Annotated in this window: 20 protein-coding genes; 14 read left to right on the top strand and 6 right to left on the bottom strand. The window is 51.4% G+C overall.

What is annotated here, in order from left to right; translation table 11 throughout:
• Nucleotides 1-7 precede the first annotated feature (7 nt).
• From ACTRXA_RS02130 to ACTRXA_RS02105, 6 genes are all read right to left on the bottom strand, one after another.
• On the bottom strand, nucleotides 8-973 hold the full coding sequence (locus tag ACTRXA_RS02130; RefSeq protein WP_442425555.1) for an AAA family ATPase: 966 nt from the start codon (nucleotides 971-973) through the stop codon (nucleotides 8-10).
• A gap of 75 nt (nucleotides 974-1,048) precedes the next feature.
• Nucleotides 1,049-1,633 (bottom strand): hypothetical protein, encoded by a 585-nt coding sequence (locus ACTRXA_RS02125; protein WP_442425554.1) that lies wholly within the window; start codon nucleotides 1,631-1,633, stop codon nucleotides 1,049-1,051.
• On the bottom strand, nucleotides 1,569-4,775 hold the full coding sequence (locus ACTRXA_RS02120; protein WP_442425553.1) for an efflux RND transporter permease subunit: 3,207 nt from the start codon (nucleotides 4,773-4,775) through the stop codon (nucleotides 1,569-1,571). The genes ACTRXA_RS02125 and ACTRXA_RS02120 overlap by 65 nt, the downstream gene beginning before the upstream one ends.
• A gap of 45 nt (nucleotides 4,776-4,820) precedes the next feature.
• A complete protein-coding gene (locus ACTRXA_RS02115) occupies nucleotides 4,821-6,479 on the bottom strand; it encodes an efflux RND transporter periplasmic adaptor subunit (protein WP_442425552.1) in 1,659 nt (552 codons plus the stop codon).
• The gene (locus ACTRXA_RS02110) at nucleotides 6,476-7,780 is read right to left on the bottom strand and encodes a TolC family protein (protein ID WP_442425551.1); all 1,305 of its coding nucleotides are present in this window, start codon (nucleotides 7,778-7,780) and stop codon (nucleotides 6,476-6,478) included. The genes ACTRXA_RS02115 and ACTRXA_RS02110 overlap by 4 nt, the downstream gene beginning before the upstream one ends.
• Before the next feature lie 94 nt (nucleotides 7,781-7,874).
• Nucleotides 7,875-8,144, bottom strand: a complete 270-nt coding sequence (locus tag ACTRXA_RS02105) for a hypothetical protein (RefSeq protein ID WP_442425550.1) — start codon at nucleotides 8,142-8,144, stop codon at nucleotides 7,875-7,877.
• A 206-nt stretch (nucleotides 8,145-8,350) separates the two neighbouring features.
• Here ACTRXA_RS02105 and ACTRXA_RS02100 point away from each other — a divergent pair, with 206 nt between their 5' ends.
• The 14 genes from ACTRXA_RS02100 (at nucleotide 8,351) to ACTRXA_RS02035 (ending at nucleotide 21,349) form a co-directional block, all read left to right on the top strand.
• Nucleotides 8,351-9,865, top strand: a complete 1,515-nt coding sequence (locus ACTRXA_RS02100; protein ID WP_442425549.1) for a tetratricopeptide repeat protein — start codon at nucleotides 8,351-8,353, stop codon at nucleotides 9,863-9,865.
• The gene (locus tag ACTRXA_RS02095; protein ID WP_442425548.1) at nucleotides 9,855-10,514 is read left to right on the top strand and encodes a precorrin-2 dehydrogenase/sirohydrochlorin ferrochelatase family protein; all 660 of its coding nucleotides are present in this window, start codon (nucleotides 9,855-9,857) and stop codon (nucleotides 10,512-10,514) included. Before ACTRXA_RS02100 ends, ACTRXA_RS02095 begins: the two co-directional genes overlap by 11 nt.
• 78 nt (nucleotides 10,515-10,592) lie before the next feature.
• Entirely contained in the window at nucleotides 10,593-10,766 is a 174-nt protein-coding gene (locus ACTRXA_RS02090; protein ID WP_442425547.1) for a hypothetical protein, read from the top strand.
• An 8-nt stretch (nucleotides 10,767-10,774) separates the two neighbouring features.
• The gene (locus ACTRXA_RS02085; protein WP_442425546.1) at nucleotides 10,775-11,368 is read left to right on the top strand and encodes a VOC family protein; all 594 of its coding nucleotides are present in this window, start codon (nucleotides 10,775-10,777) and stop codon (nucleotides 11,366-11,368) included.
• A 36-nt stretch (nucleotides 11,369-11,404) separates the two neighbouring features.
• A complete protein-coding gene (locus tag ACTRXA_RS02080; protein WP_442425545.1) occupies nucleotides 11,405-12,826 on the top strand; it encodes an FAD-binding oxidoreductase in 1,422 nt (473 codons plus the stop codon).
• 128 nt (nucleotides 12,827-12,954) lie between these two features.
• Nucleotides 12,955-13,497: an HNH endonuclease gene (locus ACTRXA_RS02075; protein WP_442425544.1), complete on the top strand. Its 543-nt coding sequence runs from the start codon at nucleotides 12,955-12,957 to the stop codon at nucleotides 13,495-13,497.
• A gap of 46 nt (nucleotides 13,498-13,543) precedes the next feature.
• The gene (locus ACTRXA_RS02070) at nucleotides 13,544-14,866 is read left to right on the top strand and encodes an HPr family phosphocarrier protein (RefSeq protein WP_442425543.1); all 1,323 of its coding nucleotides are present in this window, start codon (nucleotides 13,544-13,546) and stop codon (nucleotides 14,864-14,866) included.
• A gap of 45 nt (nucleotides 14,867-14,911) precedes the next feature.
• Nucleotides 14,912-15,421 carry an NUDIX hydrolase gene (locus tag ACTRXA_RS02065; protein ID WP_442425542.1) on the top strand — a complete coding sequence of 170 codons (510 nt, stop codon included), beginning with the start codon at nucleotides 14,912-14,914 and terminating at the stop codon, nucleotides 15,419-15,421.
• Between the two features lie 127 nt (nucleotides 15,422-15,548).
• The gene (locus ACTRXA_RS02060; protein WP_442425856.1) at nucleotides 15,549-18,062 is read left to right on the top strand and encodes a transglycosylase SLT domain-containing protein; all 2,514 of its coding nucleotides are present in this window, start codon (nucleotides 15,549-15,551) and stop codon (nucleotides 18,060-18,062) included.
• 3 nt (nucleotides 18,063-18,065) lie between these two features.
• The gene (locus ACTRXA_RS02055; RefSeq protein ID WP_442425541.1) at nucleotides 18,066-18,761 is read left to right on the top strand and encodes a CvpA family protein; all 696 of its coding nucleotides are present in this window, start codon (nucleotides 18,066-18,068) and stop codon (nucleotides 18,759-18,761) included.
• Nucleotides 18,762-18,787: 26 nt separating this feature from the next.
• The gene (locus ACTRXA_RS02050) at nucleotides 18,788-19,648 is read left to right on the top strand and encodes an aminotransferase class IV (protein ID WP_442425540.1); all 861 of its coding nucleotides are present in this window, start codon (nucleotides 18,788-18,790) and stop codon (nucleotides 19,646-19,648) included.
• Between the two features lie 25 nt (nucleotides 19,649-19,673).
• On the top strand, nucleotides 19,674-20,282 hold the full coding sequence (gene coaE, locus ACTRXA_RS02045) for a dephospho-CoA kinase (protein WP_442425539.1): 609 nt from the start codon (nucleotides 19,674-19,676) through the stop codon (nucleotides 20,280-20,282).
• Nucleotides 20,283-20,330: 48 nt separating this feature from the next.
• Nucleotides 20,331-20,927 carry a flagellar basal body-associated FliL family protein gene (locus tag ACTRXA_RS02040; protein ID WP_442425538.1) on the top strand — a complete coding sequence of 199 codons (597 nt, stop codon included), beginning with the start codon at nucleotides 20,331-20,333 and terminating at the stop codon, nucleotides 20,925-20,927.
• A gap of 77 nt (nucleotides 20,928-21,004) precedes the next feature.
• Nucleotides 21,005-21,349 carry a hypothetical protein gene (locus ACTRXA_RS02035; RefSeq protein WP_442425537.1) on the top strand — a complete coding sequence of 115 codons (345 nt, stop codon included), beginning with the start codon at nucleotides 21,005-21,007 and terminating at the stop codon, nucleotides 21,347-21,349.
• Nucleotides 21,350-22,019 lie beyond the last annotated feature (670 nt).

Below are 22,019 nucleotides of genomic sequence, written 5' to 3'. Positions count from 1 at the left end.
ATAATCCTCAACGGTCTATGTCGGGATGCAGGGGATTGTCGTCGCCGAAGAAGAAATCGCCCAGGCCCATTGGCAGGCGATCGTTGCCCAGCGCGCGGCTTTTGCGTTCCGCCAGCTGGTCGAGATTGAGCGCTTCCTCGCCCAGCACCTTCTCCACCGCCTCGCTCCAGATGGCGTCCTTTGAAAGCGGATGATCCTGATCCTGCCTCAAGCGCTTGATTGCATATTGGAGAATGTGAATGCCATCGCGTGGTGAAAAGTCGAGGTCCAGCTGATGGGACCGTTGCAGGAACTGCACGGTCAGGTCCAACAGGTCCTGTTCGGCGAAGGGCAGGTGGTATTGCAGGATGGCCATCTCGTCTTCCTGCGACGGCATTTGCAATTGCAGGGTCGGCTGCAGGCGCGACAGGATGTAGTCGGGAATCTCGAAAGTAGATTCGTCGTTGTTCATGGTGACGCAGGCCCGGAACTCCGGGTGCGCCTTGATCTGGATGCCTGCGATGATGGATTCGACGTAACGCCGGTGATCGAGAAGCGGTGCGAGCGAGGCCCAGCTTTTCTCGTTCATGCGATTGCCTTCGTCCAGTATGCAGATGCCGCCCTGGATCATGGCCGTGACCAGGGGCGACGCGTGGTATGAGATACGGCCGTTCTCCGCCAGAACGGGAGTGACCAGCAGGTCTTCGGGACGCGTGTCGCTGGTGCATTGGAAAATGTAAAGAGGCTGGTTCCGTTTGTGCGCGGCCACCATGCACAGCGTGGTCTTGCCGATCCCCGGCATGCCGATGATGCGCGGTGAAAGCGGCAGGTCCTTTTCCGCCACCACCAACCAGCAGGCAAGAATCTGGCGCAGGATCTCTTCCTGTCCGATCCATGTGACCTCGCTGTCGTCAGCGGGGCTGAGGGTCAGGTGAATGCCGCCGATGGTGGCGGTCTCATGTTTCGTATTGGTGCTTTTGACGTCGTCCTTCATAAGCCTCGATCAGGTTGAGTTTCGATTCAAGAATACGTTTGGAACCCGTAGGTGTCAAGGAAGCCGGAAAGATGTTCACTGTTTTCCTGTCAGTACCAGAACTTTGGCTGCGATTTTGTGGACTGCCTTGGCCAGTGAGCGTACCGGAAGGGACCTTCCCTGGTTTGAGGAGATGGAAGCGAAGTCTGATTTGGCTGTTTTTCCGATAAACTGCTTCAGGAATGAGGGAGAAATGATTTCAGCCCGCTGAGGTCCTCTGTACTCCATGATTTTTACATCCTGAACCGCCCCCTTTTCGTCGACCAGGGTGATGAACACCGCCTGGGATGGAGGATGGGAATTGGACTGGGCCTTGGAAATGAATGCAAACAGTTTTTGTCCGTCATCCCGGATGCCGTAATAATAGTCCAGGCGCGTGCCGGCGGGAGGCTGACCCGTCAGCCCTTTGATCTTTTCGATTTTCGACTTGGTCAGGTGATCCTTTCTGTATTTGATTTTGCTGATACCTTTAAATACCGATTTCAAGGCATCGAGTTTGCTCAGGTAAACCTTGTTGCGGAGTTCATCCTCCGGGATCACATGAGCAATTCCCGCTTCACTGAATGGAACGAGCAGGAGTGTCCATATGCTCAGAATCACCAGGTAAACTTTTTGCTTCATTGAATACCTCCTCCTTCTTTTCATTCAAGTTGGAATCCCGCTTGAACCGGATTTCCAGGATCAGGTTATAAAGGGCGGGCAGAACGATCAAAGTCAGGATCGTGGCTGAAACCATGCCGCCGACCATGGGGGCGGCGATCCGCTTCATCACATCCGAGCCGGTGCCGGTCCCCAGCATGATGGGGAGAAGACCGCCGACGGTGGACACGACCGTCATCATAATCGGCCGTATCCGTTCTGATGTGCCTTGAAGGACTGCATCGCGGATATCTGTTTTCGAACGGATATCCCCCGCCCGCCGTTTCTGTTTGTAAGCCTGATCGATATATACCAGAACAAGAACGCCGATTTCGGCGGCAACTCCCGCAAGCGCGATGAATCCAACCGCCACGGCCACGCTGAGTTCGTAATTGAGGAAATACAGGTACCAGATACCTCCAACCAGCGCAAAAGGAAGTGACAGCATGACGATGATGCTTTCCGTCATATTGCGGAAGTTGAGATAGAGCAGGACGAATATGACGAACAAAGTGACCGGAACGATGAGTTGCAACCGTTTCTTGGCCCGTTCCATGTACTCGTACTGGCCGCTCCAGATCAGGTTGTAACCGGCCGGCAGTGAAATCCGTTGATTCAATATGCCCTGCGCTCTTTGAACGTAGGTTCCGACGTCGATGTTCTTGATATCAATGTATATCCAGGCATTCAGACGGGCGTTTTCGGTTTTGATGACGGGCGGACCTTTCTTGATATCGATTTTGGCCACCTGCGCCATGGGAATATGCTCTCCACGAGGGGTGGGGATCAGCACCCGTTCCAGGCTGCTGATGCTGTCACGCAATCCCCGGCTGTAACGCAAATTGACTGGATAACGTTCAAGTCCTTCGATGGTGGTGGTGATGTTCATGCCGCCGATGGCCGTCTGGATGACATCCTGTACATCGCCCACCGTCAACCCGTAGCGTGCAGCCTGTTTGCGGTCGATGATAAAATCAAAATAATTTCCGCCGACCACACGCTCGGAATACACGCTGGCAGTGCCGGGTATATTACGGACGACCCCTTCGATGCGTTGCCCCAGTTGCTGAAGCTGATTCAAATTATCTCCGGAAATTTTTATGCCCACAGGAGTCTTGATACCGGTGGACAACATGTCGATGCGGGTTTTGATGGGCATGGTCCAGGTGTTGGTCAATCCGGGAAATTGCAATGCCTGATCCATTTCCTCAATCAAAGTATCCATTGTTACGTTCGGCCGCCAGGCGGATTTTGGTTTGAGTGTGATCGTGGTCTCGATCATCGTCAATGGGGCGGGATCGGTGGCGGTTTCCGCCCGCCCGATTTTTCCAAACACGTTTTTGACTTCCGGAAACTGGCGGATGATCTTGTCGGTTTGCTGCAAAAGCTGGCGGGCTTTGGTTATGGAAATGCCGGGAAGGGTGGTGGGCATGTATAACAGGTCTCCTTCATCCAGAGGTGGCATGAATTCCGATCCGAGTTTTTTAAGGGGAATCAGGGTGGCGAGCACGATTAATACTGCCAACAGAATAATCACTGTCTTCATCCGCAGGACGAGCCAGAGAAGAGGCCGAAAAAGATTTTCCAGCAACCATGTGATGGGGTTTCTCTTTTCCGGCAGGATGCGGCCTCGTATGAAATACCCCATGATGACCGGGACCAGTGTGATTGCCAGAATGGCGGAGGCGGCCATGGAGTAGGTTTTCGTGAAAGCAAGGGGAGAGAACAGCCGGCCTTCCTGCGCTTCAAGTGTGAAAACGGGTAAAAAGGAAACCGTTATGATGAGCAGACTATAGAACAATGCCGGGCCCACTTCCGACGCCGCTTCGTAAATGATCTGCCAGTGATCCTTTTTGCCGCGGTCACGTTCCAGATGTTTGTGGGCGTTTTCGATCATCACAATGGCGCCGTCGATCATGGCTCCAATGGCAATGGCGATTCCGCCCAGCGACATGATGTTCGCATTCAATCCCTGGTACTTCATGACGATGAACGCCATGAGGATGCCCATGGGAATGGTGATGATGGCCACCAGCGAGGACCGGAGGTGAAGAAGGAAAAAAACGCTTATCAGGGCAACGACGACGCTTTCCTCGATCAGTTTTTCTTTAAGGTTGCTGATGGCCCGTTGAATGAGTTTAGAGCGGTCATACACCTCGATGATTTCAACGCCATCCGGGAGCCCCTTTTTCAGTTGATCCAGTTTGTGTTTGACCTTGTGGATAACTTCCAATGCGTTTTCGCCGAAACGCTGGACGATGATGCCGCCAACCGTTTCTCCTTCGCCGTTCAATTCCGCAAGTCCGCGCCGCAGTTCCGGTCCCAGTTGCACGCGGCCGACATCCCTGACCAGGATTGGTGTTCCCTGGGGATCGACCCCCAATGGAATGTTCTCGATATCTTCAAGGTTTTTAATGTAACCAAGTCCGCGCACCATGAATTCCGTTTCAGACATTTCCAGCAAACGGCCGCCGACATCGTTGTTGCTGCGCTGGATCGCATGCTTCACTTTTGTAAGGGGAATGTCGTAGGCCTTCAGCTTGTTGGGATCCACCTCTACCTGGTATTGCTTCACATAGCCGCCGATGCTCGCGACTTCGGAGACACCGGGAACGGTTTGCAGTTCGTACCGCAAATACCAATCCTGGATGGACCGCAACTCCGAAAGGTCGTGTCGGCCGCTGCGATCCACCAGTGCATACTGGTATACCCAGCCAACACCCGTGGCATCGGGGCCAAGGGACGGGGTAACACCTTGCGGCAGTCTTTTGGAGACGAAATTCAGCTGTTCCAGGACCCGGCTTCGAGCCCAGTACAGATCGGTCCCGTCTTCAAAAATAATGTACACGAACGACAGGCCGAAATAGGAATAGCCGCGGACCACCTTGGCGAACGGAACGGACAGCATGGTGGTGGTGAGGGGATAGGTGATCTGGTCCTCGACAATCTGCGGGGCCTGTCCCGGATATTCGGTAAAAACGATCACCTGCACATCGCTCAAGTCCGGAATGGCGTCCAGATTGATGGTTTTCATGGAAACCACGCCCCATATGAAAACACCAAGCGCACCCAGTAAAACCAGAAACCGGTTTTTGAGTGAAACCCCAATGATTCGTTTCAGCATGACTTTCTCCGGGCCATCCCTTCGTTGAAAAAAGGTGTCATGACATCAATGGTTATGGACGGTTTTCTTGTTATCCAGTTTCAACTCAAGCTTCCCCGGTTTTTGAGTTTCTTTGGATTCCGGGTTCCCGGAAGAGCTGTCCAGCTTGTCCATGGCTTCCTTCAAACGGCTTTCGGAATCGATCAGGAAAGCGGAAGAAGTCACCACCGTTTCACCCGACTTCAACCCCTTGAGAACCTGGTAATATCCTTCCGCCTCCACTCCCAGTGCCACTTGCCTGGTTTCAAATTGTCCCTTTTTATTCTGGACCACCACCAGGTCCATATTCCCTGACCGGATCACTGCCTGTTCGGGAACTGCCACCCCGTCTTTGGATAAAGGAGATTTCAGGGTGACATTCGCGTACATGTCCGGTTTCAGTGCCCAATCAGGATTTTCAAATTCCATGCGGACTTTGATCGTCCGGGTTTTGGGATCGAGAAAGGGATCGATATAAGTCACCTTGCCTTTGAACTGCTTCCCCGGAAAATAGGGAAGGTTCATCGTGGCTTCCTGTCCGATTTCCACCCAGGGCATTTCGTATTCATAAATGTCGGCCATGACCCAGATGCTGGACAAGTCTGCAATGGTGTAAAGCGGGGTTCCGGGTTCAACATACTGACCGTGCTCGGCTTTTTTATGGACCACGAATCCCCGGGTCGGAGAATGGATGTGCATGGTCTTTTTCACTTTTCGGGTTTTGATCAGCTCCTGGATCTGGTGTTGCGCCACATCAAACAACTCTAACCGTCTGCGGGTGGAAGAGAGAAGGGTTTGCGCGCCACGGCGGATTTCCCTAAAGGGGCTGTCTTCCAGGGATTCCTTATACTGGAGCGCCAACAGAAATTCTTCCTGGGTGGAAACCAGTTCCGGGCTGTAAATTTCCATCAGCATGTCGTCGTGATCCACTTCCTGCCCGGTAAAATCTACGTACAGTTTCTCAATCCAGCCGCCAAATTTGGTATGGATGTGATGCACCTTCCTCTCGTCATAAGTCAGAGTGCCGGTTGTTCGGATGTTATGGGTCAATTTCCGCACTTTCACTTTTTCCGTTTTGACCCCGATGTTTTGAACCACCGTCGGGTTGATCTTTATGGCCGAGTCCTCCGTCACATCCTCGTAAACGGGGATGAGGTCCATGCCCATGGGGCTTTTTCCCGGATTGTCCCGCCTGTAACTGGGATCCATCGGGGCCTGCCAGTATTTGACTTTTCGTTCCTCCTTTTTCTGTTTCATCTCGGGCATGGGCATTTTTTGATTCTCGGACCCGGACCCCTCCCGCATGGTGCCTTCCGGAGATTTTTCCCGCTGGATTTTCGCCTCGATGTATTCCTTGACGTCTTCTTTTACCGGGATGATGCGTTCCTTTGAGAAAGAGATGAATTCAGAGAAAGCGCGTTTCGTGCCTTCCCATTGAGCAGGGCCGGTCAAAAAGCCGAGGAAATAAAAACCCGTAACCAGAACGAACAACAGCGCCAGGTTCAACCAACGGAAACTCCCTGGATCGGCAGGAGGTCCTGTTTTTGGTTTGACGTGCTTTACAAGAGGAAACAGGACCTCTCCATCATCCCGTTCGGATGCGGATTCCCCAACGTTTGCATCCGTGGAGTCGCCGTTCTCCTTACTTTCATCCTCGGGAGGTTTGTTGTTTTTTTCGTCGGTCATGGTTTCACCGTTATGCTTTTATCCAGATCAAGGAGGCTCTTTCCAACAAGGCTTTCCAAGGCGGCCAGGTTTTGTTCGTATTGGGTCAATTCGCGATGGTATTTTATTTCCCAGTTGAGAAGAGTGACCTGATTGTCGATCAATGTGAGGAAGTCCACCTTGTCCACACTGTAGGCGGCCAGTGCGGATTCCAAAGATTGCTTGGCCTGGGGAATAATGCCTGTTTTTACCAGCTGAATGATCTCTCGGTTTTTCTTCTCCTTGTCCATCATCATTTTTATTTCCATGAATATTTTGTTGCGGACTTTTCGGTACGATTCTCTAAGAACGGAAATGCGGTAATTCTCTTCCGCCACCTTTCGATCCTGTTTGGTCTTCTGCCAGATGGGAATGTTGACTCCAACAAAACCCGATACGAAGTCAGGATGATCCGTGAATGGGGAATCCTGGCGCTGGCCATAGCGAAAGCCCACCTGGAAATCCGGGTAGTATTCCTTTTCAGCCAGTTCCTTCCGCACTTTCATCTTTTCGATGGCTTCCTGTATTTCCTTCAGGGCAGGCCTGTTCTTCTCGGCCAGCGCTTGCAGGTCCTCGACCGTGTAGTGAAATGCCGTCTGTGAGATTCCATGCGGGATGTGCAACGGCGCTTGCGGAAGGCGGTCCATCAGCGTGTTCAAACGCGCGGTTTCCTGGTCCTTCTGTTGCTGGAGTTCAATCAGCCGGTCCAGAATTTTGGACAATTCCACCTGGGCCTGCAGGACATCCTGCTGGATTCCTTTTCCCACTGCGTATTTGGATTCGGCAATGGTGACGAACTGTTCCAAAAGAATCTTGTTTTGGCGGGTGGTGTCGATGGCCGCACGGATGAAGCAGATTTCATAAAAGGACGTTTTGACCTGCCGTACAATCTCCAGTTCCAGATCCTGCAGGGTTTGTTCGGCGATGCGTACATCCTGAAGAGCTTCTTTGGAACGGAGGTTCAGTTTCCCGGGGTAGGGGAGCGCCTGGGTCACTTCGATCTGTTTCTGGGTCATCGCCTCCTGCCCGAAAGAAAAGGTGTCAACGGGCAGGTTCATGAGGCCGAGCATCACCATCGGGTCTTCCAGAGATTCCCGTTGCGGCGGGATTTCTTTCAAAACCTTTATTTTCTGGCGGACCTCCGCCAATTCAGGGTTGTTTTGCAATGCCTCCTGAATGAAACTATTTAATGTGGTTTTAAAAACATGGTGTTGGCCTTCCGTTGCCAGTCCCATGGAAGGGACAAGACACAGAACGACCACAATAATCCAATTGCGGCACATGAATTCCTCCTATCCCGGATTTAATTTTCACGACGGGGATATTAGCCCATTTGGGCTATAATGGTTGCACTTCTAGATGGAGAAATTAAGTGCCTTACCTGGGAGGATGATAAAGCGGAACCGGATGGGGATCCGGCATTTGGGGAATGATCTCGACAAACATACGGATTTCCGGTGGCGCCGAATTGAGGACGGGGGAAACAGAATGGAGAGCGACCGCACAAACGCCACACATCATGACCTGACTGCAATTCATCATGCTGGTTTCTTTCGGCATCATCACCGCCTGTGCTGACTGGCACCACAGGAACAAAACCGAAACGAGAACGATGACTGAGCCGATGTGTTTGAATTTGATGGCCATGGATGGGAAATCCTTTCGGAATAAATTTAGCTCTTATTAGGTGAGTTTGTCAATATAGTGAAATGCAATCTTTTCAATTACTGGCACTTCGTTTGGAATAAATTTCAATTACCGCGTGCATGCATTCATTGTTTCTCATGTGGGCTCGATTCCGTAACTCCATAATTTTCAAGGGTCTCCTCTCTTTTGGCGTGGGGGTGGGGTGTTTGCTTCTGCTGGAAGGGGGGTTGCGTCTGGGGGGATTTGGCGATCAGTTCCAATTTGTCGTGTCTGGTACCCGGCCGCAGGACGAGGGCAAGGTTTCGCTCAACACCCAGTATGTGGCCATGCATTATTTCCAGCACCTGCCCGTCAACATCAACAAACTGTTCACGGACCAGCCGTGGTACGAGGACACCGAGTTTTCGAAAAAAAAGCAACCGGGCGTGTTTCGCATCTTCATGGTCGGTGCTTCCACCACGCGGGGTTTTCCCTACACAGACCGGCGCATCAGTTACTCAGGACTTTTGCAGGAAATCCTGAATGATGTGCTTCCCGGCAAGCGGGTGGAAGTGATCAATGCCGGGTACGACGCACTAAGCAGCTTTGGCGTTCTGGACCTCGCATCCCAATTGATGGATTACGAACCGGATCTCTTTATTGTCTACAGCGGTCATAACGAATTCATAGGGCACTTCGGTGTCAACTCCACGGTCAATTATGGCCAGAACCGGGGCGTCATCCGGTTGGCCACCTTCCTGTTCCACTCGCGGGTGTACCTGGCGTTGGAGCGTGCCGGTTTGTGGTTGAAATCCCGTGACAAGGAGAAGGCGACCCGCGAAAGCCAGGTGAACCTGTTCCGTGCCATGCTGTCCCAGGAAAACATGGTTTGGGACGAACCCCTTCATGCCGAGGCGGAACGCAATTACAAAGCCAACCTGAAGGAATTGATCCAGAAAGCAAAAGATCGCGGGATCCAGGTCCTGCTTCTTACCCTGGTTTCCAACCTGCGTGATTTTTCTCCCATCCGCTCCGGTTTTTCTGAGATTACTTCGACCGATTCACGTTCCCTTATTCTGGAATCAGTAAAGCAGGGCCGTGAGGCAATGAAGGGGGAAAAGTATGAAAAAGCATTGGAGAATTTTCATGCCGCTCATCAGAAGGATGAGCAATACGCGGTAGCGCACTACGGGCTTGCACGGGCTTATGATCGGTTGAACCAGATGGGCAAGGCCAGGTTTCATTATTTGCAGGCCCGCGAATACGACCGCCTTCACCTGCGGGCCTGTCTTCGCTTCAATCAAATTGTAAAGGATGTCGGAGCCGAGGAGGGGGGGCTCGTCCTGGACCTGGCACCCAAATTCGAAAGTGTTTCTAAAAAAGGCCTGCCGGGTGAGGACCTGTTTCTGGAACATGTGCATCCCAATATCAACGGTCACATGGTGATCGCCGACAGCATCGCCCGGTTTTTATCAAAACAGAACCTGCTTGCGTCCGGGGACCAGTGGAAATGGGACCGGTTGCGTCCCGCCCGGGATTACGTGCTGCAGGCGGGATTCAATCAATCCCAGTACCTCAATGCACAGTACACAATAGGAAGGCTGTATCTCGAGTTCCCATTCTATCAATGTGAAGAAGGCGTAGCGGTTTTGAAGAAAATTGGAAAAGCGAAAGCGGAACGCTCCAGTATCGACAACTGTTTCCAAATTTCCCGAAAGGAAAATCCGAATCATGTTGATTGATCTCAATTTGAGGGGCAAGCAGGTGGTGGTGATCGGCGCGGGTCGGGAAGCCACGCGGAAGGTGGAGGCTTTACTGGGACAGGATTGCGAAATCATCGTGGTCGCCGACCGCATCTCCGAACCCATTCGTAAATGGGAAGGGGATGGCCGCCTCCAGTGCACGGTCATGATTGTTGAAAATGGCGAGTTCCTTAAAAATTATGATCGTTTGATACTGGTCATGGCCGCCACCGACTCGCGGGAACTGAACCGCAAACTCGTTAAATCCGGTTTGGAAGCAGGGTGCTATGTTTACGCAGTGGACGATCCGGAAGTGAGCGATTTCAGCCACCCTGCAGTGATATCCCTTGACGACAATGTGAAAGTCGCGATTTCGACCAGTGGAAAAAGTCCGCTGATGTCAGGAACTTTCCGAGCCCGGCTGGAACCGGTTCTGAAGCAGACCATTACCCAGGTAGACCTGTTGCAGGTGGTATTGCAGGAGCGTATGCGGAAATTGGCAATGGAGGTTTTAACCGATACCCGGCAACGTAAGGAATTCCTACAAAGCCTGTTGACCGACCCGGAAATTCAAAGCTTTCTAGAACGAGGGAGCCTTGACGAAGCGGAATACTTTGCCCGCCAGCGCCTGGAGAAAATGAATTCTTAGCGAGGATTCCGGGTGAGAGGGTTGCTGCAACTTTGGTAAAATGGAAACAGGCTAAATTACTTGTCAGGGAGATTCATTTTGAGCAATTCAGTATTTCTTGTCATTGTTGTCGGGATCGTGCTGGCCATGCTGGTCTTGATGGTTCGTTATGCCCGGTTCATTCACAATTATCCTTCTGAGACGGAAAATGATTCGGCGGACCGGTCACAGGTAAAGACCAAGCCACCGGAGTCGCCTGAAGATAAAGCATAAGAATCTCTATGTCTGAATTGGATCAAATTCTAAACGATTACCTGAATCGGTTTATTGACGGCAATCGTGCGGGAAGGCATCTCGTGAACAAACTCAATGATTGTGGCGTTGGCCTGATGCCGGTTCTGGATCATGTGACCATACGCACCCACAACGTTGAGCGGCGCTCCAGTCAGTTTCTGGATCTGGGTTATCAGGAAGACAGGGAAATCGGCGTTCTGGAATTTGACAGCTGGTGGGCCAAGGTGTACCGCAAACCCGGATATCCGGCCTTTTTCATCGATCAGGCTTATGATGATGATCGTGGAAAAGATAGCCTGATCCCTCAGTGGGTCGACGCGCACGGGGATGAATGCTTTCACCACATCGCGGTGTTGGTGGAAAACATCGAGGCGGCCATTTCTTCCATGGAACGTGACGGATTTCGAATGGCAGGGGACATCGTGGGTGGCCCCACATCGGATCTGCGCCAGGTTTTTACTGAACCGGAAACCCGCAATGGCAATGTTTACTCCGTGCTTGAGTTGATCGAACGGCATAACGGTTATGCAGGGTTTTTACCGCCACAGGCTGACAGCCTGATGGAATCCACCCGTCGCTGACCACATCTATCCAGCTTCAACCAGCACCTTTATGAAATGATACGACGTAAAACCGATCCCGAGGCCATCGCGCCTTATTTGAAAGACGCCTCCAACTGTCCCCCGGGGGCGGCCTCTGAAGTGGTGATCCCCGAAACGGTTGAGGAATTGAAATCCTTTCTCAGGGAAAACGATCAGCCTATAACCGTTTCCGGTGCCGGCACGGGTCTCACCGCATCCAGGGTCCCGGTCGAGGGAATCATCGTTTCCATGGAGCGGTTCAAGGAAACCGGAGAGGTGGAGGAGGGGACCATTCGGGTTCAACCGGCGGTGACGCTGGAAGATTTGAACACGCATCTGAAAGGTTCCGGCTGGTTTTACCCGCCCAATCCAACTGAAACTCTCGCTTCCATTGGCGGTACCCTTGCTACCAATGCCTCTGGGTCCCGCAGTTACAAATTTGGCGTCACGCGTGATTACGTGCAGGAACTGGATATTCTCCTTGCCGATGGACGTTCCGCTCACCTGCGACGGGGACAAACTATCGATCAGGCGCTGGAACTCGATGACGGCACCCGGGTTGAGCTGCCTGCCTTGGAATACCGAAGCCCGCAAATCAAAAATGCGGCCGGGTATTTCTACCAGCCGGGAATGGACTGGATCGATCTGTTTGTCGGTTCCGATGGCACCCTTTGCCTGATTACAGGCGTTCGTTTGAAGCTCCAAACAACACCCTTCGATTTTTTGAGCGGAATCCTTTTCATGGACAGCGAAGACAAGTGCTGGAATCTGGTGGAGGCCATCCGGGATGCGTCTTCCGATGTGATCGATCCCTGTTCCCTGGAATATTTCGACCGCCGTTCGCTGGTGCGGCTCAAAAAGAAATTTCAAAATGTTCCCGAAAAAGCCGAAGCCGCTCTGTTTTTTGAGCAGGATGTGCAAACGGAAGAGGAATTTGAAAGCATCCTGGAGTCCTGGTACGAATTCCTGCAATCGCGAGACGTCCTTTTGGAAGATTCATGGTTTGCACAGGGGCCCAAGGACATCGCCCGGTTTCATGATTTCCGCCATCAGGTTCCCCTCCTCCTGAATGAAGAGAACAGCCGCATGGGCCGGGTCAAAATGGGAACCGACATGGCCGTGGACGACGACCACTTTCTTGAGATGATGCGGTTTTACCGGGTTGCATTAGAAGAGAGTGGAATCGATTTTGCCATGTTTGGCCACATAGGCGACAACCACCTTCATATCAACCTGCTTCCTGACAAGAATCAAATCGACCGGGCGAAGGCGCTTTATGGAAAATTTGTGGACCAAATCCTGGAATGGGGAGGCACGGTTTCCGCCGAGCACGGCGTGGGCAAATTGAAAAAAGCCTTCTACCATCAAATGGTTGGCAAAGAAACCCTTGATCAGTTGCGCATCCTCAAGAACCAGCTCGACCCCAGGAACCTTCTTGGTCGTGGTAATCTTTTATAACGATCCGACTACCGGGAAGGACCAGGGAACCCCTGAATCGGGTTGACGGCGAACGAGCTATAAGAGTACAATTTTTCAATTGTTTGCTTGAATGGTGACCTGTATCCTTTCTTTGGAGAAGGTTTGCTATGCTCGACTCTCTAAAAATCCTTGTGCTCAACTACACTTATGAGCCTCTGCAATTCTGCTGTGCGAAGCGGGGGCTGTTGATGGTGTTGAGCGGACGCGCCGAGGAGATTGAAAGCGATGGGTATGTCATCCGATCGCCCTCGCTTTCGTTCCCCCTACCGACGGTGATCCGGGTGCTCAAGGTGGTCAAGCGCAACCGACGCAAACAGGTCGCATTCAGCAAGAAAAACATCCTTCGCCGCGACAATTACACCTGTCAATATTGCGGGGAACGGGAGCATCTGCTGACCGTCGATCACATTCTGCCCAAATCCCGTGGAGGCAAGACCTCATGGACGAACGTGGTGGTGGCGTGCAAACCCTGTAATTTGAAGAAAGGCAACCGCACGGCCTCTGAAGCCGACATGAAACTGATCAAGAAACCCATACGCCCCGAGTTCAGTTTCCATTCCTTTATCATTCCGGAAGGGCCTCCCTCACACATCGAAAGCTGGAAGAAATATCTTCCCAAGAATGTGGCACGGGGCCCCGCCTACAATTGAGCGCGCTCATATTATTCATGCCGCGTCGCTCTGGATGACCTGAAATTTGGAACCGAAATCCCTCAACCAAATCATCACCGAAGAAGAGTTTCTGCCCCTGGTACAGGATGCCAGCGCGTCCTTTTTCCGCAACTTCAATGCTTACCGCGTGCTGGTGAATGAAACGGAACCCACGCGCAAATGTTATTCCAACCTCATCCAGCAGTCCGATTTTCTCGAAAGCTTTCTGGATGAATACGGTGCGCGGGAAAACCGCACCTGGTCCGCCTTCACCGAATACATCGCCAGCATACGGAACCTTGTCATCTCCGGGTTTTACACCAAGCACCTGCTTGACCGGTATCCTTATTACCGGCTTCGGGACTGCGAGGAGGAACAGGAACTGTTTTTTTCCAGAGGACGGAACTTCCTGAATTTCCTCAACCGCTCCATTCTCAACCTGTACGAAGAAGCCATTCGAGCCGCCACCGCGAATGGCCTCAAAATAGTGGGCCAGGCCATCGATCCCGACGAATTTCAGGAAATTGAAGTCACCAAGCAGTTGCCCAAGAATGTCGTAGACGACCTGGTGAAAGAGGACGAGGATCGTGTGATCGATCTGTTCGAAAAAGTGGGAAACGTGAATCAGCTCATCGCGGATATGGGTTTTCAACCCACACACGACCCTCAAAAACTGCGGATGATCGTCCCGGACGTTCTGGATGAGAAAAAAGCCCGCTACCTGATGAATCTGGTGCACAGCATTCAATCGGAGTTCGATACGTACATCAAAAATACGTCCATGGAACAACGGCATAAAAATCTGAAAGATTTCCGTGGCTACATTTCCATGCCCCTGCACCTTCTGGAAGTCACCGTTTGGCTGTGTCATTTTTTTGAGCGTCACGAAGACGAAATCCGCCACAGTGAGTGCAAACGGACCATTTCCAGCCTGGTGGACAAAACGGAACTCCTGGGGCACATCGTTAATTTTGTATTCGAACGGTGCCTGTATTACATTCACGAAGGCCACAAACTGAGCCGGGAAATTCTCAAGAGCTTCGTGAAAACGGTGCGTTATGAGTTGTCGATACCGGAACCTCTCGGTTTCCACGCCCGGCCATCCACTTACATCTCGCTTATTGTTCGAAAGCACGACTCCGATGTGTTTTTGATCGTCGATGGGCAAAAATTCAACGCCAAATCCGTGATGAGCCTGTTGCAGGCGGGCGGTGCCATCGCCGATAAGGGGTATCGCTCTGTGGTATTTGAAGGAGACCAGCGTGCGTTGGATGATATCCGAACTCTCTCCGAACACAATTATTGCGAAGAAGAAAGCATTCCCGATTCTTTGAGTTACCTGCGAGATTTGCAAAAATCCATGCACTGATGGACTTTCCGTCCCCAATTTCATTCCTGCGATTTGAATTTTGTTATGGATGATGGTTCTGAAATATTTGATGTGGTGGATTCCGAAGACAGGGTGATCGGAAGGGCCACTCGCCGGGAAGTGCATTCCAGGGGGCTGTTGCACCGCTCGGTCCATATATTGGTCTTCAATGAAACGGGCGAACTCTTTCTTCAAAAGCGCGCCATGAGCAAGGACGAAAATCCGGGGTACTGGGATACCTCAGCCGCCGGGCACGTGAGCGCCGGCGATGACTACTGGGCAACCGCTCATCGGGAATTGGACGAAGAGTTGGGGATTCGCGAAACCCTCAAGCCGTTTTTACGCATTCAGGCCTGCCCCGAAACCTTTTGGGAACATGTCGAATGTTACACCTGCATCACCCGCCAGCGCATTCGCATCAACCCACATGAGATCGAGGAGGGGCGCTATTGGTCCATCCAGGAAATTCAGAAAGCCCTTCAGACGGGGCGTCCTGCCTTCACCTCCAGTTTCAAGCTTCTTTTTGGCAAATACCTGGAAACGGGAATCCGCTAGTTTTCCTAAGCTATTGAATTTACTTGAGTTCATATGGCATTCTGCGGATAATGGGAATCTGCGGGACCCAATTGGATTCGTTGCAGGGTCCTTCGAAGCGTTTGGAGTTTCTTCAGGTTGTCGGCCCATGGCGGCCTTCCAATATTCCTTTCCGGCTCCGGGAAATGAATGCACATCTCATGAACAACACCCAATGAAATCCTCGGTTTTCCTCATTTTGATTTGCTTCCTTTTGGGTTTATGGCAAGAGCCCGATGTTGCGTCCGCCCGCCAGCTGGATATTTTCAAAAGCGCGAAACCGTTCTCCATCCATTTCTTGTTTTCAGGGCGCATTCCCAATATTGAGAGTCTGGAAACCAAAGAAATCGAGCCACTGATTAAGCAGTTGAAGGAAGAAGAGGGGCGGCTCAAAACCCTGGAGGAAAAAAACCTGCTTTTCCTGGCTCTTGGTTATTTGCATTTGATCAAAGGGGATGAGGAAGAAGCCCTGAATTATTTGGAAAACAAAATTCGCGGCAACTTCATATTACAGGATTTGAGAATGGTGTTTGAATCGCAGGCACGAAACGAACTGGCCAGAAAAGAAAGGGTGTCCGGGGACTTTCCAGCGGCAATCCGCAACCTGGAAGAATGTCTGAAGATTTACCTGGATCTCCACAGAGCTTATCCTTCAAGCCCATATCAAACCGATCTGCCGCGCCTGATGGCGGAAAATGAAAAACATCTGGGTGACCTTTATTTCGAAACGAAACAATTCCACATGGCCTGGCAGTTTTACCGGAAAGCGCTCATGAGGGAGTTTGTCGGCAACGAAGCACATCAGATGGAAGTGCATCTGTCGCTGGCAAAGACCTACGATTCGGAACACAACCTTGAAGAGGCCCTGGATATTTACACGTTTCTAATGGATTCATACGACGACCCACACGTGGAAAGCTCGGCCCGCGCATTTTTAGATGCTCGCCGTCAAGACATGATCAATCGCAAACTTCCTGTCCAGGCGTTGGATCTCCGGTTGAACGGGACGGAGGGTCGGTTGGGATTGGCATCCAAACAGACTGCCCGCAAAAACCCTGACAACGGGTACCAGCACCCTCATGTTCAGGATTTTTACGCGGCTGTGAAACAGAATGATTTTCCCGCGTTATTCGATGCTGCTTTCCGCATCTTGTCGGAGTATCCAGGCCTTTTGGAAGCCCGCGGGGTGATATCAAAAACCAATCAGATGGTGTTCGACTTCATCCAGAAAGGAAACGAATGGGAGGAGAGCATCGACCGGATTCTTCACCTCTATCCGCCGATGGAATTGCGCCGGCTGGCGTTCCTTCTCTGGAGAAACCAGTATTCTGCTCAGGCCGCCCGTGTGTATTCGGTGATTCTTGAAAAGCACCCGACGGAAGTGGAGTCCAGTCACATGGCTCTATACTTTCTGGGGCGTATTCACGAGGACCTTGGCAACAACGATCAGGCGCTCGAATTTTACCAGCAATTGCTGCAAAAATACGATTACGGCGATTACGTCCAATCTGCCGAATTCAAGATTCCATGGATTCATCGTCTTCAGGGAAAGCTGGTGCAGGCGGAACAGGAATTCCAGGCATTTCTGGACAGGTTCAATCCGCGAGCGCCCGAATACGAATCGAACCTCCTGAATGCATATAATTTTGTGGCCGCCTCTTATTACTGGCTCGCCCAGACACAGTCGGCCCTCAATAAAACAGATGAAAGAAAAATCACCTTACGAAAACTGGTGGAACTGCATCCCTTGAATTTTTACGCCATGCTGGCAAGGGTGGATTTGAATATGGAGCCCTTGAGTTTTGTTAAAGAGGAACTCCCGTCGCCGGAAAGCCAGGCGCGGCAGCCAGGTCTGGGCGAAATAGGGCGCAAACGGCTCAAGCGCGCAGAAAAACTGATCGCCATCGGTTTCCTGGAAAAGGGGCTGGATGAATTGGCGCAGGTGACGCATGGACGCGAGTCCAATGCGTTTCTCCACCATTTAATAGAATTATTTCTAAAGGCAGGCGGGTACCAGAAAACCATTGCATTGTCCTGGACCCTGTCTCTACGCAACAACCACGATTCTCTTCCCCCAAGATTGATTGAAACCCTTTTTCCCGAAGCGTTCATGGAGAAGGCCAGGCGGGAAGCAGAGCCTTACCGTCTGGATCCCTATCTGGTACTGGCTTTGATGCGTCAGGAAAGCGCTTTCAATCCAAACGCTCACTCGTCCGCCAACGCCATGGGTTTGATGCAGTTGATTCCGCAAACGGCCAAGCGGGTGTCTCATTCATTGGGTGAACCTGCACCGGAATCGGAAGATTTGAAGAACCCCTCCTTGAATATCAAGCTCGGGGTGAAATACTTGAATCACCTTCTGGAAATGTTCAATGACAATCCCGTCTATGCGCTCGCGGCATACAATGCCGGTCCGAACAGGGTGAAACAATGGAGGGAAATCCGTTCATCGCTGAGTGATATCGAATTCATCGAAAGTATTCCCTTCAATGAAACCCGAAATTATGTGAAGAAGGTTCTCAGGAATTTCGTGATTTATAAAAACCTGTATGAAAAGAAAAACTTCACCAGTTGGGAGCAGATACTGGCCATCCGGATGAGTCCGGCAACATCGGATAATTGAACAATGACATTTTTTGATATCGTCGTTCTCACAATTGTTTTAATCAGCGCAGCTTATTCCGCCTACCGTGGAATGGTGCGGGAACTGTTCACTTTTGCCGGCCTGTTTTTAGGCTACGTGGTGGCGTTGAATTTTCAGGATGAGATGTCGGAAGTTTTACTGAATACTCTCGACAGCCCCACCATTGCGCACATTCTTGCGTTCTTCCTGTTATTCACAGGAGTGTATTTAGCAGTTTATTTTCTGGGAAAACTGCTTAAAAAGTACATTGAGAAATCAGAATCCATCTCGCGCATGGACCGCGTATGGGGTGGCGTTATAGGTGCCGTAAAGGGTATTTTTGTCATTGTTGTAGCCTTGTTCCCCTTACAATACCTCCCTGATACCTACTCCAACATTACGGACGACTCCTCTTTCCACCCCAAGCTGGAAGAACTTGTGGAGGTGTTCGGGGAAAACGTGGATGTTCCAAAAGAATATATTGAAAAGTTAAACGAGACGGACCTTAAAAGCACCATGCGCGAGACTGTGGACGAAGTCAGGGAGCTGAAAAACGGAATTGAGGAGACTCTTGAGAATGGCAAGGAAAAATTCAATGAAGCAGCTGAGATGAAGGATAAGATCCAGGAAGTCTTCACGAAGGAAGACAAGGAAAAGTTAAATGATATTCTTGATAAAATGAATGATGACGAAAAATAATTTTCAAATTTCCTGCGGACCGGCCCATGACCATCAAAATTAACCTGAATGGAACCATTGCCAACGATGCTTCTATTTCCGTACTCGACCATGGTTTTTTATTCGGCGATAGTGTCTACGAAGTGGTTTCCACAATCAATGGGCGGGTCGTTTTCCTGGCTGAGCATTTACGCCGCCTCCGGCAGTCGGCCGCCGCACTGAATCTTGATATACCGTACAGTGACACGAAGTTTGGCGAGGAAGTCCACCGCACCCTGCAATCGGCGGGAAATACCGAGTCCTATGTCCGGATCATTGTGACTCGCGGGGTGGGAGAACTTGACCTCGACCCTACCTCCTGCACGTCACCGAACGTAATCATCCTTGCCAAGGAGGCGGTGATTTACCCTCAGGAAAATTACGACAAGGGAATTCACCTGGCGCTGGTGAGCGTAAAGCGCAACCTGAAAGAATCTTTGAACCCCGGGTTGAAAACCGGCAACTACCTGAACAACGTGCTGGCCAAAATGGAAGCAAACAGAACAGGAGCGGCCGATGCGTTGATGCTCAACTCCTCCGGTTACCTGACGGAATGCACCACCAGCAACATTTTTTTCGTTCAGGATGGTCGCATTTTCACTCCGTCCCTGGACTGCGGCATACTGGAAGGCATCACCCGGGAAAAAATCCTGAGACTGGCGCGTGAAAACGGGTTCCTTGTAGAAGAGGGCGAATGGCCTCCGGAAGCCCTGGAACAGGCGGAGGAGGCTTTCATCACGGGTACGGTGAAAAAGATCATGCCTGTCACCCTCCTGAACAGCCGGCCTGTAGGTAATGGCAAACCCGGGCCTACAACCAGAAAATTGATGCGATTGTACGAGGATTTCCTCAAGCGGGTTTTGGAATGATGGGTTTGAACATAAAGGGGGCGGGGTGGCACTTCTAATCGGCTTGACCGGCGGAATTGGTTCCGGCAAAACCACCGTCGCCGGGATGTTGCAGGAACTTGGCGGGTACGTGATCGATGCCGACCTGTTGTGTCGCGAGCTGGTACGTCCGGATGAACCCGCGTGGCGGGAGATTGTAGAGCATTTTGGGGAATCCATCCTCAATTCCGACCGCACACTGAACCGCGCCGGATTGGGGGATGTGGTGTTTCGCGACCCCGGAGAAAAGCAGGTTCTAGAATCCATTCTGCACCCCCGGGTGTTCGAAGAGGAAGAACGGCGGTTTGCCGGGATCGTCCGGAACGATCCTGAGGCCCTGGTTTTTATTGATGCCGCACTCTTAATTGAATCTGGAAATTACCGTAAAGTAGATAAGGTAATTGTGGTCGCGTGTGACCGGCAAACCCAACTGGAGAATTCTCTTAACAAAGGATTTTTGAGCCGGGAGGAAATCGAACGCCGCATTGACAACCAGATGAAAATGGAAGACAAACTGGCGTATGCGGATTTTATCATTCGAAACGATGGAGACCTTCAGCTCCTTAAACAGAATGTTCGCAGGGTGTTCGAGGATTTGAAGGCTCTCAATAAATAAGACATGGCCCAGGAAGGCAAAGATCAAAAGGATCGTGATCCAGGTATCGTGTTGGAAGATACCGATGATATCGAACGCCTGTTAGCGGAGGAAGAGAAAAGGCAGGAAGATGAGTTAAAAAAGGCGACTCCCTTCCGAAAAGCGATCCTCTGGCTGCAGATTTACCGCGAACAGGCTCTTAAATATGCGGCCGTTTCCCTGGGCGCCGTGCTGTTGTCCGGCATCGCCTATTACCTTTTTTTGATGTTCACCACCCCGGCGTTGGAAACCGATTTCACCCAGCAGGCCCAGGAAGAAGAGGCCCTGCCATTTGAAAAGCCAAATGTGTACGCATTAAAACCATTTTTTCTTCCCATCACGGCCAAGAATGGTACCGAAACCGGTCAGTTTTTAAAGATCCAGGTCAGCCTTCTGCTCAGCAACAACAAACTCGACCAGGAACTCGAAAAGGCTCTTCCCAACCTGCGCTCCGGAATTTACCGGCAATTGTCCCGTAAAACCTTGAAAGACTTCCAGAATCCCAAAAAACCGATTAAAACCCGGTTGAAGCAGGAAATTCTGGCCATGTCCAACTCATTTCTGGTGCGTGGATCAGGGGTTATCACAGACGTGCTCTTCACTGAGTTTGTTGTCACAGCATCCTGAAGGGGCCCCAACTTGACAATTCCCCCTCACAGGGTATATTGATTAAGTAAAAGGCTTTGTTTTAAAAGGTTTAGAATATGCCTATCACGTTTCCAGCAAACACCCAGCATGTTCTGCAGATGAGTTCCGTGGTGGAGAAGGTTCAGGTTCAACAGGCCCTTCATCTGGCACTGGACCAACTGGCGGAAGAAGAGCAGGCGCGTCAGAACGAAGCCAAGCGGTTGGAAGTGCAGGATCCTGAAAACTCCAACCCCACCGACCCGGCCAACCCCGATGAGGGAGGAAATCGCCGCCGCCGCGTGCGTATCAAGAAAAAGAAGGAACCCGCCGATACGAAAGAGCCGGCCTCATCATCCACCGCCGCCCCGTCTGCAGGTATGGCAGAAAAAACGCAAGGAGTCCATCTCGACGTGGTGGCCTGAAAAAGGGATACTTCCCTGCAATGGTTTTCAGCGATTCCCAGCCCAATCTGGTCCGCATTCTTTCCCCTAAAAATGTTTCATTAGAATTCAATACAATCAAGCTGGAAGCCTTCGCAAGCATGTTCAGTCCCGGCGACACCCTTCAGGGTAAGGTGATGCAGGTTCTGCAAGGGGGACGCGCCATTGTCCAGTTTGAGGGAAAGCCGGTTTTGTTGGGATCGGCCCAAAACCTGAAGCCCGGTCAATTGCTCACCGCGAAGGTGGAACAAATCAGCCCTGAGCCGGTTTTGAAATTAATCGATTCCGGGTCCACCACCCCAAAGCCGGGGACTCCCTCAATCCACAAAGCCGGATCCTCTGCCGACGTGACAACCACTTTATCCAAGCGGGCGATGCGTCAGGGGCAGTCCGGGTCTTCGAGTCCCGGTGCCCTGGAATCGAAAGAAACCAAAACCGGTGTTTTCAATCGAACCGGGCAGGATAATGTGGGGGCTTCAGGCAAAGCCGGTTCCGGCGCCTCCACTTCCCATGCTGACAGGGTAAATAGCCCTCATCCCGGTTCAATCCAACCCATTAAAGTGGATAACATGCCACCTGCCCAAATAAATCGATCCGGGCAGGAGGGCAACGCCTCAGCCGCAGTTACGCGTTTGTCACCACAGGGAGAAAA

This window comes from Nitrospina sp. P1_D6, from assembly GCF_052156615.1.
Taxonomy (GTDB): domain Bacteria; phylum Nitrospinota; class Nitrospinia; order Nitrospinales; family Nitrospinaceae; genus Nitrospina.
This window is presented reverse-complemented; position numbering and strand designations above follow the sequence as displayed.

Excerpts from the sequence above, each read along its gene's own strand:
- ACTRXA_RS02055 (WP_442425541.1), top strand. The coding sequence starts at position 18,066 with ATGACATTTTTTGATATCGTCGTTCTCACAATTGTTTTAATCAGCGCA.
- ACTRXA_RS02120 (WP_442425553.1), bottom strand. The coding sequence starts at position 4,775 with ATGCTGAAACGAATCATTGGGGTTTCACTCAAAAACCGGTTTCTGGTT.
- ACTRXA_RS02115 (WP_442425552.1), bottom strand. The coding sequence starts at position 6,479 with ATGACCGACGAAAAAAACAACAAACCTCCCGAGGATGAAAGTAAGGAG.
- ACTRXA_RS02060 (WP_442425856.1), top strand. The coding sequence starts at position 15,549 with ATGGCGGCCTTCCAATATTCCTTTCCGGCTCCGGGAAATGAATGCACA.
- ACTRXA_RS02130 (WP_442425555.1), bottom strand. The coding sequence starts at position 973 with ATGAAGGACGACGTCAAAAGCACCAATACGAAACATGAGACCGCCACC.
- ACTRXA_RS02065 (WP_442425542.1), top strand. The coding sequence starts at position 14,912 with ATGGATGATGGTTCTGAAATATTTGATGTGGTGGATTCCGAAGACAGG.
- ACTRXA_RS02085 (WP_442425546.1), top strand. The coding sequence starts at position 10,775 with ATGTCTGAATTGGATCAAATTCTAAACGATTACCTGAATCGGTTTATT.
- ACTRXA_RS02050 (WP_442425540.1), top strand. The coding sequence starts at position 18,788 with ATGACCATCAAAATTAACCTGAATGGAACCATTGCCAACGATGCTTCT.
- ACTRXA_RS02110 (WP_442425551.1), bottom strand. The coding sequence starts at position 7,780 with ATGTGCCGCAATTGGATTATTGTGGTCGTTCTGTGTCTTGTCCCTTCC.
- ACTRXA_RS02125 (WP_442425554.1), bottom strand. The coding sequence starts at position 1,633 with ATGAAGCAAAAAGTTTACCTGGTGATTCTGAGCATATGGACACTCCTG.
- ACTRXA_RS02075 (WP_442425544.1), top strand. The coding sequence starts at position 12,955 with ATGCTCGACTCTCTAAAAATCCTTGTGCTCAACTACACTTATGAGCCT.
- ACTRXA_RS02105 (WP_442425550.1), bottom strand. The coding sequence starts at position 8,144 with ATGGCCATCAAATTCAAACACATCGGCTCAGTCATCGTTCTCGTTTCG.
- ACTRXA_RS02035 (WP_442425537.1), top strand. The coding sequence starts at position 21,005 with ATGCCTATCACGTTTCCAGCAAACACCCAGCATGTTCTGCAGATGAGT.
- ACTRXA_RS02095 (WP_442425548.1), top strand. The coding sequence starts at position 9,855 with ATGTTGATTGATCTCAATTTGAGGGGCAAGCAGGTGGTGGTGATCGGC.
- ACTRXA_RS02080 (WP_442425545.1), top strand. The coding sequence starts at position 11,405 with ATGATACGACGTAAAACCGATCCCGAGGCCATCGCGCCTTATTTGAAA.